The sequence below is a fragment of the Streptomyces sp. NPDC090032 genome (assembly GCF_044748025.1).
Classification (GTDB): domain Bacteria; phylum Actinomycetota; class Actinomycetes; order Streptomycetales; family Streptomycetaceae; genus Streptomyces.
Genome location: NZ_JBIVFF010000008.1, coordinates 332,405 through 345,044 on the forward strand (window position 1 = coordinate 332,405; position 12,640 = coordinate 345,044).

At 72.9% G+C, this 12,640-nt stretch carries 10 protein-coding genes and 1 pseudogene; 6 read left to right on the plus strand and 5 right to left on the minus strand.

The annotated features are described in order from the left end of the window. Window positions 1-70 precede the first annotated feature (70 nt). Window positions 71-1,522 (plus strand): GNAT family N-acetyltransferase, encoded by a 1,452-nt coding sequence (locus ACIPWY_RS22410; RefSeq protein ID WP_362908897.1) that lies wholly within the window; start codon window positions 71-73, stop codon window positions 1,520-1,522. A 123-nt stretch (window positions 1,523-1,645) separates the two neighbouring features. Here ACIPWY_RS22410 and ACIPWY_RS22415 read toward each other — a convergent pair whose 3' ends face one another. Beyond that, entirely contained in the window at window positions 1,646-2,857 is a 1,212-nt protein-coding gene (locus ACIPWY_RS22415) for a PLP-dependent transferase (RefSeq protein ID WP_362908898.1), read from the minus strand. 60 nt (window positions 2,858-2,917) lie between these two features. Here ACIPWY_RS22415 and ACIPWY_RS22420 point away from each other — a divergent pair, with 60 nt between their 5' ends. Together ACIPWY_RS22420 and ACIPWY_RS22425 are read left to right on the plus strand one after the other, a co-directional pair. Beyond that, the gene (locus ACIPWY_RS22420; RefSeq protein WP_362908899.1) at window positions 2,918-3,412 is read left to right on the plus strand and encodes an Lrp/AsnC family transcriptional regulator; all 495 of its coding nucleotides are present in this window, start codon (window positions 2,918-2,920) and stop codon (window positions 3,410-3,412) included. Between the two features lie 35 nt (window positions 3,413-3,447). Continuing rightward, window positions 3,448-5,151 carry a DUF885 domain-containing protein gene (locus ACIPWY_RS22425; protein WP_401534565.1) on the plus strand — a complete coding sequence of 568 codons (1,704 nt, stop codon included), beginning with the start codon at window positions 3,448-3,450 and terminating at the stop codon, window positions 5,149-5,151. A gap of 62 nt (window positions 5,152-5,213) precedes the next feature. Here the strand turns inward: ACIPWY_RS22425 and ACIPWY_RS22430 are convergent, their stop codons facing one another. Beyond that, the gene (locus ACIPWY_RS22430; RefSeq protein WP_401534567.1) at window positions 5,214-5,699 is read right to left on the minus strand and encodes a rhodanese-like domain-containing protein; all 486 of its coding nucleotides are present in this window, start codon (window positions 5,697-5,699) and stop codon (window positions 5,214-5,216) included. Window positions 5,700-5,845: 146 nt separating this feature from the next. Between ACIPWY_RS22430 and ACIPWY_RS22435 the strand changes: the two genes are divergently transcribed. Continuing rightward, window positions 5,846-6,301 carry an Lrp/AsnC family transcriptional regulator gene (locus ACIPWY_RS22435; RefSeq protein WP_383895223.1) on the plus strand — a complete coding sequence of 152 codons (456 nt, stop codon included), beginning with the start codon at window positions 5,846-5,848 and terminating at the stop codon, window positions 6,299-6,301. Between the two features lie 19 nt (window positions 6,302-6,320). On the opposite strand, the gene ACIPWY_RS22440 is transcribed toward ACIPWY_RS22435, so the two are convergent. Both ACIPWY_RS22440 and ACIPWY_RS22445 read right to left on the minus strand, forming a co-directional pair. Next, the gene (locus ACIPWY_RS22440; protein WP_401534570.1) at window positions 6,321-9,317 is read right to left on the minus strand and encodes an AAA family ATPase; all 2,997 of its coding nucleotides are present in this window, start codon (window positions 9,315-9,317) and stop codon (window positions 6,321-6,323) included. Beyond that, window positions 9,314-10,477 carry an exonuclease SbcCD subunit D gene (locus tag ACIPWY_RS22445; protein WP_362908904.1) on the minus strand — a complete coding sequence of 388 codons (1,164 nt, stop codon included), beginning with the start codon at window positions 10,475-10,477 and terminating at the stop codon, window positions 9,314-9,316. The genes ACIPWY_RS22440 and ACIPWY_RS22445 overlap by 4 nt, the downstream gene beginning before the upstream one ends. Window positions 10,478-10,633: 156 nt before the next feature. Between ACIPWY_RS22445 and ACIPWY_RS22450 the strand changes: the two genes are divergently transcribed. After that, window positions 10,634-11,008: an ATP-binding protein gene (locus ACIPWY_RS22450; RefSeq protein ID WP_401534573.1), complete on the plus strand. Its 375-nt coding sequence runs from the start codon at window positions 10,634-10,636 to the stop codon at window positions 11,006-11,008. 98 nt (window positions 11,009-11,106) lie between these two features. Beyond that, window positions 11,107-11,276, plus strand: a pseudogene (locus ACIPWY_RS22455) (sigma-70 domain-containing protein); the annotation flags it as partial. Between the two features lie 24 nt (window positions 11,277-11,300). Here ACIPWY_RS22455 and ACIPWY_RS22460 read toward each other — a convergent pair. Then, the gene (locus tag ACIPWY_RS22460) at window positions 11,301-12,551 is read right to left on the minus strand and encodes a phosphatidylserine/phosphatidylglycerophosphate/cardiolipin synthase family protein (protein WP_401534576.1); all 1,251 of its coding nucleotides are present in this window, start codon (window positions 12,549-12,551) and stop codon (window positions 11,301-11,303) included. Window positions 12,552-12,640: the final 89 nt, after the last annotated feature.

The window sequence follows — 12,640 nt, forward strand, 5'->3', positions numbered from 1 at the left end:
TACCCATCGGTCACAAAGCGTTCGTGATCACGCAACACCGTTCCTTCACAGTGGCTGCATGAGTCCAGACATGTCTGATGTGAGGCGGACCAGGAACGGCCGCCCTGTCCACCACTGGCGGCGCGACGTCGTCGAGCTCGCCGCCCTGTTCACGGCCGTGGCCGTCGCGGACGCCGTGGCGAACCTCGTCGGTCACGGCCCCGACGGCCCCGCGCTGCTCGCCATCTCGGCGGTCGTGCTCCTCGCCACGGCCGGCTTCCACACATGGTGGGCACGCCGCCACAACCACGCACCCCCGACAGGCGATACCGACGCCCGACGGCTCCCCACGGAGCGCGCCGGGCAGTCGGAACAGCCCGACACAGAGGTCCCCACGGGCGCCGGCCCGCAGGCGACGGACCAGGCCGCGGCGACCTCGCTGTGGCGCATGCGGACGACGGTCCGTGACGAACCGGGGTCGCTCGCGGCCCTGTGCACGGCGCTCGCCCCGCTGCGGGTCGACATCCTCAGCCTCCAGACGCATCCGCTGGGCGAAGGCACCGTGGACGAGTTCCTGCTGCGCGCGCCGCTGGACCTGCCCGCCGCCGAACTCAGCCGGGTCGTCTCCCTGGCCGGCGGCTCCGGCACCTGGATGGAGCGCGCCGACGCCCACGACCTCGTGGACGCGCCCACCCGCATCCTCGGTCTCGCCACGCGCACGGCTCTGGACGCGGCGGAACTCCCGCTGGCGCTGCGCCAGTTGCTCGGCCGGTGCACCATCCGGTCGCTGCCGGCCACGACGATGAGCGGCGCAAGGACAGAGGCCGCGCCGGTGGAGGGGGCACTCGAAGGGACCGTGATCCGGCTCCGGGCCCCGGAAGGCGGCGTGATCACCGTGGAGCGGCCGTATCTGCCGTTCACGCCCACCGAGTTCGCGCGCGCCCGCGCTCTGGTCGAGCTGGACACGCGGCTCGGCCCGCGCATCCCGCGCAGCCAGGACGTCCTGACGCTTCCCGAGGGCAACGCGATCACCGTGCGCCGGGCCGACTCGAACGACGTGGAGGCGGCCAAGGCGATGCAGGAGCGGTGCTCCCGCGCGACCTTGAGCAAGCGCTACCACGGGCCCGTCGGCGACGCGGACCGCTACCTCAACCACCTGCTCAGCCCCCGCTTCGGCCGCACACTCGCCGCGCAGACCGCGTCGGGCCGCATCGTCGCCCTCGGGCATCTTCTGTGGGACGGCGACGAGACGGAGATCGCGCTGCTCGTCGAGGACGACTGGCAGCGCCGCGGCATCGGCACGGAGCTGCTCGGCCGCCTCGTGGCGATGGCGGCCGAGGCGGGCTGCGAGAGCGTGTACGCCGTGACCCAGGCGTCCAACACCGGGATGGTCGCCGCGATGCGCGGCCTCGGGCTGCCCCTCGACTACCAGATCGAGGAGGGCACGCTGGTGATCACGGCGCGCCTGGAGGCGACCCCGGTCAGGTCGCGGCTGCCGTACGACGCGCCCCGCGCGGCGTACGAGCAGGCCGACCGGCACTGAGGGCCGGGACCGGCCGGGACCGGCTCCCCACGAGCCGGCCCGGACCGGTCCCCTCCTTTTTCCGGCCGGTCCGGGCACGTTCGTCCACGTCACTCCGGCACCCGTAGGCGCCGTCCCGCCAGGTCACTCCGGCACCCGCACCCGCGCCTCGGTCGCACGCCCCGTACCACCGACCGGCGCCCCCAGCGCCCGGTCCAGGTCCGCCCACAGGTCCTCGACGTCCTCAAGACCCACCGACAGCCGCAGCAGCCGGTCGCTCACGCCGGCCGACCTGCGGTCGCCGGCGTCGACGATGCGGTGGCTGATGGACGCCGGGTGCTGGATGAGCGAGTCGACGCTGCCGAGGCTGACGGCCGGGGTGACCAGCCGGACCGTGCGGATCACCTCGTGCGGATCGCCCACGGTCTCGAAGGCGACCATCGCGCCGCCGATCCGCGGATAGTGCACGCGCGCGATCCGCGGGTCAGCGGACAGCCGCGCCGCCAGTTCGGCCGCCGTCGCGGACGCCGCCGTGACCCGCACCGGCAGCGTCGCGAGGCCGCGCAGCAGCAGATAGCCGGCGAGCGGATGCAGCACCCCGCCCGTCGCGAACCGCACCTGGCGCAGCTGTCGCGCGAACGCCTCGTCGCAGGCCACGACCCCGCCCATGACGTCCCCGTGCCCGCCGAGGAACTTGGTCGCGCTGTGCAGCACCAGCCGCGCGCCGTGCTCGGCGGGCCGCTGGAGCACCGGTGTGGCGAAGGTGTTGTCGGCGAGGAGCGGCACCGTTCCGCAGGCGTGGGCCACGGCCCGCAGGTCGAGTTCGGCGAGCGTGGGATTGGCGGGTGACTCCACCATCACGAGCCCGGTGTCGGGTCGGATCGCGTCCGCGATGCCCGCCGGGTCCACCCAGGTCACCTCGGTGCCGAGCGCGCCCGCGGTGAGCAGATGGTCGCTGCATCCGTACAGCGGCCTGACGGCGACGACATGGCGCAGCCCGCCGCCGGCGCGTACGAGCAGCACCGCGGTGAGCGCGGCCATGCCGCTCGCGAAGGCGACCGCGCTCTCGGTCCCTTCGAGCCGGGCGAGCGCGGTCTCGAAGCGGCCGACGGTCGGGTTCCCGAGCCGTGCGTACACCGGCGGGCCCTCGTCGACGACACCATCCGCCGCGAACGCGTCGATACGCGCGGCCTCGCCGCGGCTGTCGTACGACGGGTAGGTGGTGGACAGGTCGATGGGCGGGGCGTGCAGGCCGAGTCCGGCGAGGTCGTCACGGCCGGCGTGCACGGCTTCGGTGGCCAGGGCCCGCCGGCGAGCGGGGTCCGGGTGCGTCCCTGCGTACAGGTCGTTTTCCATGGAAGTCAGCCTGAACAACGGCCGGGGTCCGTGGGACGAACCCCGTGCTACGTTCGGCCGATGGCTGATTCCGTCGTACTCGATCCGGTTGACCTGCACATACTGCGCCTCCTCCAGAACGATGCCCGCATCACCTACCGGGACCTCGGCGCTCAGGTCGGCGTCGCGCCGTCCACGTGCCTCGACCGCGTGACGCGGCTGCGCCGGTCCGGCGTGATCCTCGGGCATCAGCTGCGGCTCGACCCGGCGAAGCTGGGCCGCGGGCTCCAGGCGCTGCTCTCGGTGCAGGTGCGGCCGCACCGGCGCGAGCTGGTCGGCCCGTTCGTGGAGCGGATCCGGGCACTGCCGGAAGCGCGGTCGGTCTTCCATCTGACGGGCCCCGACGACTACTTGGTGCATGTCGCCGTGGGCGGCGCCGCCGACCTCCAGCGTCTCGTGCTCGACGAGTTCACCGCCCGCCGCGAGGTGGCGCGCGTCGAGACCCGGCTGATCTTCCAGCAGTGGGAGTGCGGCCCGCTGCTGCCCCCGTCGGCCGACGCCGTCGGGGAATCTTGATGACGCGGCCCCCCGACCCGTACGACGATGGCGGCATGCCAGATTCGTCAGCCACCACAGCAGCCGTCACCGGACCGCTCCCCCGCGAGGTCGCCGACGCCTACGTCGACGAGCTCATCGCCCTCGATCCCGTCACCGGCACCTACCTCGGTGTGCCCGAGAGCCACAGCAAGCTGCCCGACCTGTCACCCGCCGGTCACCACGCGCTGGCCGATCTCGCGCGGGCGACCCTCGCGCGACTCGACGAGGCGGAGCGCAGGCCCGGCGCCGACAGCGCGATCGAGCGCCGCTGCGGCCGGCTCCTGCGGGAGCGCCTCACGGCCGAACTCGCCGTGCACGACGCGGAGGAGAACCTGCGGGCCGTCACCAACCTGGGCGGGCCCGTCCACAACGTGCGGGAGGTGTTCACCCTCACGCCGACCGCGACGGACGCGGACTGGGCGGCCGTCGCGGAACGGCTGCGCGCCGTGCCGGGTGCGCTCGCCGGATACCGCGAGACGCTGTCGCTGGGCCTGGAGAAGAAGCTCCACGGTGGACCGCGGCCGACCGCCACGTTCATCGAGCAGCTCACCGAGTGGGCGGGCGAAGGACGCGGCTGGTTCGAGGACTTCACCGCGGACGGGCCCGACGCGCTGCGCGCCGAGCTGGACGCGGCGGGCAGCGCCGCGACGGCCGCGGTGGTCGAACTGCGCGACTGGATGCGCGAGGTGTACGCGCCGGCGATCGAAGGCTCGCCCGACACGGTGGGCCGCGAGAGGTACGCCCGCTGGTCGCGCTATTACAACGGCACGGACCTCGACCTGGACGAGGCGTACGCGTACGGCTGGGCGGAGTACCACCGCCTGCTCGCCGAGATGAGGACCGAGGCGGAGAAGATCCTGCCCGGCGCCGCGACACCGTGGGTGGCGCTCGCGCACCTCGACGAGCACGGCACGCACATCGAGGGCGTGGAGGAGGTGCAGCGCTGGCTCCAGAGCGTGATGGACGAGGCGATCGAGGCCCTCGACGGCGCGCACTTCGAACTCGCCGAGCGGGTACGGAAGGTGGAGTCCCGGATCGCGCCGGCCGGCAGCGCCGCGGCGCCCTACTACACGGCGCCGTCCGAGGACTTCACCCGGCCGGGGCGCACCTGGCTGCCGACGATGGGCCAGACCCGGTTCCCCGTCTACGACCTGGTCTCGACGTGGTACCACGAGGGCGTGCCCGGCCACCATCTCCAGCTCGCGCAGTGGACGCACGTCGCGGACAGCCTCTCGCGCTACCAGGCGAGCGTCGGCATGGTCAGCGCCAACGCCGAGGGCTGGGCGCTGTACGCGGAGCGCCTGATGGACGAGCTCGGCTTCCTCTCGGACCCCGAGCGGCGGCTCGGATATCTGGACGCGCAGATGATGCGCGCGGCCCGCGTCATCGTCGACATCGGCATGCATCTGGAACTGGAGATCCCGGCGGACTCGCCCTTCCACCCGGGCGAGCGGTGGACGCCCGCCCTGGCGCAGGAGTTCTTCGGGGCGCACAGCAGCCGGCCCGCGGACTTCGTGGAGAGCGAGCTGACCCGCTATCTGTCCATCCCCGGGCAGGCGATCGGCTACAAGCTGGGCGAGCGCGCGTGGCTGCTCGGCCGGGCGGGCGCGCAGGCCAGGCACGGGGACGCGTTCGACGCGAAGGCCTGGCACATGGCGGCGCTCTCGCAGGGGTCGCTCGGCCTCGACGACCTGGTCGACGAGCTGTCGCAGCTGTAACTCGGCTCCGGGCGGCGGCACTTGGGGCTGCCGCCCGCACCGCGTTCCGCTCGCGGTCGCGCTCAGCAGCCGCAGTCGTCCGAGTCGACCGGCGCCGTCAGCGGGTCGGCTTCGCGCCGCGCGGGCCCCTCCCACGTCTCGTACGCGAAGCCCTCCCGGGCCCAGTATTCGAAGCCGCCGAGCATCTCCTTGACCTGGAAACCGAGTTCGGCGAGGGCGAGGGCCGCGCGCGTGGCGCCGTTGCAGCCGGGACCCCAGCAGTACGTGACGACGAGCACCGCCTTGGCGAGGAGCCGTTCGGCCTGCTCGGCGATGAGCGCGGTGGGCAGGTGGACGGCACCGGGTACGTGTCCCTGGTCCCACGACGCGGTGGAGCGGGTGTCGATGACGACGAAACCCGGGTCGCCGCCGGCCGTGAGCGCCGAGGCCACGTCGGACACGTCGGCGTGGAAGGCGAGGCTCGCGCCGAAGTAGGCGGCGGCCGCGGCGGGGGACGCCGGGGGCACGCGGAGCACGGCGTTGGGGGTGACGGTGGTGGTCGCGGTCATGATGTCGGCCTCCCGGGCGGATCGCTGGGGGCCGCACGACCGTGCCGCCCTCGACCAGAAATCTACGGACCCTGGCGATCTTCCTGAAGTGACGATCCCCGGCATCCCTCTTGATCGGCCGGGGATGTCCCTGCTATTTCTGCCTCATGACCGGTGAATCCCCGTACACCCCCGATGCCACAGACTGGCGCATTCTCGACGTCCTCCAGCGCGAGGGCCGGGCGAGCTACGCCGAGCTCGCGCGGGCCGTCTCCATGTCCGCGAGCGCCGTCACCGAGCGGGTGCGGCGGCTGGAGGAGGCCGGGGTGATCGCGGGCTACGCGGCGGTGGTCGTCCCGGAACGGATCGGCCTGCCCATCCTGGCGTTCGTACGGCTGCGTTATCCGAACGGGCACTACAAGCCGTTCCACGACCTCGTCGAGGTGACGCCGGAGATCCTGGAGGCGCACCACGTCACGGGCGACGACTGCTTCGTCATCAAGGTCGCCGCGCGCTCGATGCAGCACCTGGAGGAGGTGTCCGGCAAGATCGGCGCACTCGGTTCGGTGACGACCAGCGTGGTCTACTCGTCCCCGCTGCCCCGGCGCCCGCTCGGCCACTGACCCGCCGGCGGGCGCGTGCTCAGGACCGCTGCCGTACGACGGACCCCGACCGCCCCTTCACGACCTCCAGCTGCGCGTGCACGCGGCGCCGCAGGTCGGCGACATGGCTGACGATGCCGACGCTGCGGTCCCGCTCGCGCAAGGAGTCCAGGACGTCGAGCACCTCGTCCAGAGTCTGGTCGTCGAGGCTGCCGAAGCCCTCGTCGATGAACAGGGTGTCGAGACGGACACCGCCCGCCTCGTCCGTGACGACGTCCGCGAGGCCGAGGGCGAGGGCGAGCGACGCGAAGAACGTCTCGCCACCGGAGAGTGTCGCGGTGTCCCGCTCGCGCCCCGTCCACGCGTCGACGACGTGCAGGCCGAGGCCCGAACGGCCGCGCCCCGTACGGCCGTCGGAGTGCACCAGCGTGTAGCGGCCGGAGGACATGCGGGCCAGCCGCGCGGTCGCGGCGGCCGCGACCTGTTCGAGCCGCGCCGCGAGGACGTAGGACTCCAGGCGCATCTTGCGCTCGTTGTCCGCGGACGTACCGGCGGCCAGGCCTGCCATGCGCGCCACGCGGTCGTACGCGGCGCGCAGTGGCGCGAGCCGCCGGACGGCCGTGGCGCAGCGGACGGAGAGCCGGTCGATCTCGGTGCAGCGGCGGGCCGCGTCGTCGCGCGCGGACGCCGCCTCGCGCACCCGCCGGTCGGCCGCCTCTGCGGCGTGCTGCGCCGCGGGCACATCGGCGGGCGCCTGCCGGGCCGCCGCCGCGGTGTCGTCCTCGGCGAGCACGGCGCGCACCGCGGCCTCCTCGGACTGGCGGCCGTCGAGCCGGTGCTGGAGTTCCCGGTGCCGGTCGTCGTCCAGGAGGGCGGCGCCGGCGGCCTGCGGCGTGTCGAACCCGGCGCGGAACGCCGCGTCGGCGAGTCGCGCGTCGGCGTCCTTGAGCCGCTTGGCGCAGTCGTCGGCGGCGCGGGCCGCGTCCGCGGCGGCCGTGAGCTGCGCCGCGAGGCGCTCCAGCTGCGCGGCGCGCGCGCCGACACTGGCCTCCGTCCCGCGTGCTTGCGCCAAGTCGCCCTCCAGGGCGCCCTGTTCGCGGTCGAAGCTCTCGCGCAGGGTGGCCCGGGCGACCGCGCGACGTGCGGCTTCCTGCTGTGCGGCGAGTCTGCGGTCGTGCTCGCCCTCGGCCTGACCGAGGGCCTCACGCGCGGCGTGCAGCCCGGAGGCGAGGCCGCGCGCCTCGGCGTGTCGCGCGCGCAACTCGTCGGCGGCCTCGGCGAGTTCCAGGGCGGATGTCTCTCCGGCGGCGGCCGTGGCGGCAGCGAGGGACTCGCGCACCGCGGCGAGCCGGCTCTCCTGCGCGGTGCGCGCGTCGTCCGCGCGGCGGTACGCGGCGAGGGCGGACTCCTCGGCGTCGCGGCCGACGTGCTCCGCGGTCTTGCGCATGGGGTCGGGGTGCTCGGTGGACCCGCAGACCGCGCAGCTCTCGCCGGGGACGAGCTGCGCGGCCAGCTCGGCCGCGATCCCGTTCAGCCGCTGTTCCTTGAGGCCGAGCCACAGCTCATGGGCGGCCGCGGCGTCCTCGCGGGCGCGCAGGGTACCGGCCTGGGCCTCGGCGGCTTCGGCGGTGAGCCGGTCGCGACGCCGGGAGGCCTCCAACTTCTGCTGAGCAGGCTCCAGTTGACCCGCAAGGTGCTCGGCGCGCGTCGCGGCGTCCTGCGCGGACTCGACGGCTTCCTGGAGCGTGGCCCGGGCGCTGTCCCAGCCGTCGAGCCAGCTCACCGCGTCCTGGAGCAGTTCGTCGTCGGCCCGCTCCTCGCGGTCGAGTTCGTGGCGTTGCCCGGCGAGTTCCGTCAGGCGCAGCTCGGCGCGCCTGGCGGACTCCAGGCCACCGAGCTCCTCGGCCGCCTTCCGCGCGGCGGAGGCGAGGCCCGCCGCGCCGGCGCCGTCGAACGACTCGGGCAGCGCGGCACGCGCGCGTGCGTCCTCGCTCGCGGCCCTGCCGTTCTCCCTCTCCGCCGCCTCACGCAGCGCGAGGGCGGGCGCGACGGCCTCGGCCTTGCGGCCCCGCGCCATGCGCTCCTGGACCCGCCGGTACTCATCGGCCCGTTCCTCCAGCCGGGCGGCCCGCTCCCGAGCCTCCTCGAACCGCCGCTGCAGCCTCTGCACTTCTTGTACGCCGGTCAGGTCGCGCTGCGCCTCGGTGCGGGCCGCGTCGGCGGCGGTCAGCGCGAGGTGCGCGACGGTGAGCCGCTCGCGAGCGGTGGAGCGGGCGACGGCGGCCCAGGTGAGGACGGAGTCGGCGAGCCCGGGGTCGCCGGGCGCGGCGTCGGCGGCGGGCAGTTCGACGATGTTTCCGGCGGCCTGCTGCATGCGGTGGGCGTCGGCGAGCAACTCGGCGTCGGCCGCGCGCACTTCGCTCTCGGCGGCACGACGCTGCTCGGCGAGGCGCTGCTCGGCCGCGGCGAAGCGGCGGGTGTCGAAGAGCCGGCCGAGGAGCTTGCCGCGGGCTTCGGCGTCGGCCCGCAGGAACCGTGCGAAGTCCCCCTGCGGCAGCAGGACGACCTGGCAGAACTGTTCCTTGCTCATGCCGAGGAGCTGGCTGATCTCCTCGCCGATCTCCTGGTGGGAGCGGCTGAGGTCCTTCCAGGTGCCCGCCGTGGCGTCGTACTCGCGCAGCCAGCTCTGGGCCTTGTCCGTGGTGGTGCCGGTGCCGCGCTTCTTGGGGCGCTCCCACGGGGGCTGCCGGGTCAGCTCCAGGCGGCGTCCCGCGACGGTGAGGTCGAGGGTGACCTCGGTGCGCGTGCCGGGCGCGGCGTGGTCGCTGCGCAGGGACGTGCCCTGACCGCTGCCCTGCCGGGCGCCGGGGACCGAGCCGTACAGGGCGTAGCAGACCGCGTCGAGGACGGAGGTCTTGCCGGCGCCCGTCGGGCCGTGCAGGAGGAAGAGGCCCGCCGAGGACAGGTCGTCGAAGTCGACTTCCTGGCTCTCCCCGAAGGGTCCGAAGGCGGTGATCCGCAGCCGGTGGAGCCTCATCGGGCGACCTCGCGCCGGGTGTCGTCGATCCGTACGGCGTCGAGTGCCTCACGCAGCACGGCGCGCTCGCGCTCGTCGGGCCCGGCACCGCGCACGTGGGTCACGAAGTCCTCCGCGATCTGCTGGTCGTCGCGCCCCTTGAGCCGCTGCGCGTAGGAGACGTCGGGGTCCTCGGGGGCGCGCTGCGGGTCGAAGGCGAGGCTGAGGGTGTGCGGGAACCGCTCGGTGAGGCGGGCCATGGGGTCGTCGGGCCGGACCGGGTCGGTGAGGGTGGCCTCGACCCACGCTTCCTCGTGCGCGGCGAGGTCCGGGCGCGCGAGGAGGTCCGCGAGGTCCCCGCGGATCCGGGCGAGCGGCCTGGGCACCGGGCAGTCGACGCGCTCGGCGCCGGCGAACCCGTCCGCGTCCAGGTCGACGAGCCACATGCTCTTGCGGTGGTCGGCCTCGGAGAAGGAGTACGGGAGCGGCGAGCCGGAGTAGCGCACGCGCTCCGAGATGACCTGGCTGCCGTGCAGATGGCCGAGCGCCACGTAGTCGACGCCGTCGAAGACGCCGGACGGGACGGCGGCGACTCCGCCGACGGTGATGTCGCGCTCGCTGTCGCTGGCCTCGCCGCCGGTGACGAAGGCGTGCGCGAGGACGACGGACCTGGTGCCGGGCGGGCGCTCGGCCAGATCGGCCCGCACCCGGTCCATGGCGGCGGCCAGGACGGCCTCGTGGCCCGGCTTCGACACCGCGAACTCGTCCTTCACCAGCGCCGGTTCGAGATAAGGGAGCCCGTAGAAGGCGACGTCACCGGCGGCGTCGGGGATCAGTACGGGGGTGGCACAGGCGCCGGGGGCGGTGCGCAGGTGGATGCCGGCGCGGCCGATGAGCCCGGCGCCGACGCCGAGGCGGCGCGCCGAGTCGTGGTTCCCGGAGATCATCACCGTGGGGATGCCCTGCTCGGCGAGGCGGTGCAGGGCGTCGTCGAACAGCTCGACCGCGGCGAGAGGCGGCACCGCGCGGTCGTACACGTCGCCCGACACGACCACAGCGTCGACGTCCCGCTCACGCACAGTCGCGATGAGGTGACCGATGAACTCGGCCTGGGCACCGAGCATGTTCACACGGTGGAACGCCCGGCCGAGATGCCAGTCGGAAGTGTGCAGAATTCTCATGGCATGACCCTGACCTGCACGTTTACCCCTACTGCACCTCTAAAGCCAGCACGAACCAGCTTGAGGCTCGGCGTCAACGCTCGCCACGCTAACGCATGTCGCCCCCGGACCCACCACTCACCTCAGATCAGCCTGGTTATTGAGAATTCTCTCCCGATGCCACCCCTCTCAATGCCGCCCGAGTGCACGGACAACGCCGTCCTGGTCGTCTCCGAGCTGGTCACGAACGCACTGCGGCACGCGGGAGGGCTCACCGCCCTGCGACTGGCCTCGGATCGCACCACGCTGGAGATCACTGTGCGGGATCCCAGCCACGCACCACCGCGCGAGCGCCCGCCGGATCTCGACGGGGCCGGGGGCGGCTTCGGCTGGCAGCTGGTCCGCTTCCTCTCCCCTACGGTCGCCGTCACCCCCTCGCGCCACAGGGGTGAGAGCGTACGAACCGTCCTCGCTCGTTGCCCCGCGTCGTGGAGGGCCGGGGCGGCCGGACAGGGCGGCACAGAGCGGACATGGTGGCGAGAGCTTCACTGACCGAGGGGTGGCTGGGAAGGAGCGCACCGCTGCCCGTCCGGGCAAGGAGGCCGCCAAGCCGGTGCCCCACACCGGCGAGCGACAGCGCGCCACCGCGGACCGTCCACGTGCCGCGGCGCCTGCAGGAACCGCGCGTGGACATCGCCAAGGCCAAGGAGCGGCTGGCCACGGAACTGGACCACGACCCGAGGTCAGGGAACTCGCCGAGCACCTCGACATCAGCGAGGACGAGGTCACCGAAGGTGTCGTCGCGGCCAACGGATATTCCGTCATTCGGGTCGGCCCCGACAGGTCAGAGGAAGCGGCGCATCGGTATGACGGACGCTTCCTTGAAGCGCTGGAGGGGCGAGCGCCGCTTCCAGCGGCCGGGCCTGATGGGCTCGCTGTGTTCGAGGTCTTGCGTGAAATGGTCCTCGAGTATCGCGGTGAAGGCAGGGTCCAGGACGGCGAGCATGACCTCTTCGTCGTGATCCAGGGAGCGGCGGTTGAAGTTCGTCGAGCCGACGAGTGCCATGGTGCGGTCGATGGTGACGACCTTGGTGTGGAGCATCGTGGGCTGGTACTGGAAAATCTTCACGCCGCAGGCGGTGAGGTCCTCGTAGTAGTGCTGCCCTGCCAACTGGCAGACTCTTTTGTCCGTGTGCGGGCCCGGCAGCAGGATCTCGACCTCGACCCCACGGCGGGCGGCGGCGCACAGCAGCTCGATGAAGTACGCGTCCGGTGCGAAGTAGGCGGTGGCCAGCCGGATTCGCTCCTCCGCCGACTCCAGCACCACGCGGAACAGGGTCTGCATGTCCTGCCAGCCGAAACTGGCCGAGCCCCGCACCACCTGCACGACCGCCCCGCCCTGCGGGGTATGGGCGCTGAACCGGTCTCGGTCGTCGAAGAGTTCGTCGTGGCACTCGGCCCAGTTCTGGGCGAAAGCGGCGGCCAGCCCGTCCACGGCCGGCCCGCGGACCTGGACGTGGGTGTCACGCCATTCGTTCGGGTTACGAGCATCTCCGCACCACTCCTCGGCGATGCCGACACCGCCGGTGAAGGCCGTCTCCTCATCGACCACCAGCACCTTGCGGTGGCAGCGGTGATTCTGCTTCAGGGGTGACAGATACAGTGGCTTGCGGAACCAGGCCACCTGCACACCGGCCCGGTCCATCGAATCCAGCTGGTCCTTCTCGATGAGCCGACTGCCGAATCCGTCCAGCAGCAGACGCACCCGCACTCCTTCGCGCGCCCTCTCCGCCAGCGCGTCGGCGAACTGCTGGGCGATCTCGCCCTTCCAGTACACGAACGTCATCATGTCGACTGTGTGCCGGGCAGACCGGATGCTGCCCAGCATGGCGCCGAAGATCTCGTCGCCGTTGCGGAGCGGGACCAGCGCGTTGCCTTCGGTCGCCGCGATGCCTGTGAGTCTCTCCAGCCGCCGTCTGAGCCTCTGGGCGCGCTCATCGAGGCCGGCAGCGACGTTTCCCTCCCTCGGGTGCGAAACGCTGGCTGCTTCCGCTCGCTCGGGCAATTCTGCGGGAGCACTCTCTGTGTATGTCATGGGTGCACCTTCCTGGACGGCGGCTCAGAAGACAAAGTGGACGGTGAGCCCCAGGGATTGCGTGCGCCTGCGGGGGGGCATGGCAGCCA

Coding starts and splice junctions, on each gene's coding strand:
- ACIPWY_RS22445 (WP_362908904.1), bottom strand. CDS start 10,477: ATGAGAATTCTGCACACTTCCGACTGGCATCTCGGCCGGGCGTTCCAC.
- ACIPWY_RS22430 (WP_401534567.1), bottom strand. CDS start 5,699: ATGACCGCGACCACCACCGTCACCCCCAACGCCGTGCTCCGCGTGCCC.
- ACIPWY_RS22410 (WP_362908897.1), top strand. CDS start 71: ATGTCTGATGTGAGGCGGACCAGGAACGGCCGCCCTGTCCACCACTGG.
- ACIPWY_RS22450 (WP_401534573.1), top strand. CDS start 10,634: ATGCCACCCCTCTCAATGCCGCCCGAGTGCACGGACAACGCCGTCCTG.
- ACIPWY_RS22435 (WP_383895223.1), top strand. CDS start 5,846: ATGACCGGTGAATCCCCGTACACCCCCGATGCCACAGACTGGCGCATT.
- ACIPWY_RS22415 (WP_362908898.1), bottom strand. CDS start 2,857: ATGGAAAACGACCTGTACGCAGGGACGCACCCGGACCCCGCTCGCCGG.
- ACIPWY_RS22420 (WP_362908899.1), top strand. CDS start 2,918: ATGGCTGATTCCGTCGTACTCGATCCGGTTGACCTGCACATACTGCGC.
- ACIPWY_RS22440 (WP_401534570.1), bottom strand. CDS start 9,317: ATGAGGCTCCACCGGCTGCGGATCACCGCCTTCGGACCCTTCGGGGAG.
- ACIPWY_RS22425 (WP_401534565.1), top strand. CDS start 3,448: ATGCCAGATTCGTCAGCCACCACAGCAGCCGTCACCGGACCGCTCCCC.
- ACIPWY_RS22460 (WP_401534576.1), bottom strand. CDS start 12,551: ATGACATACACAGAGAGTGCTCCCGCAGAATTGCCCGAGCGAGCGGAA.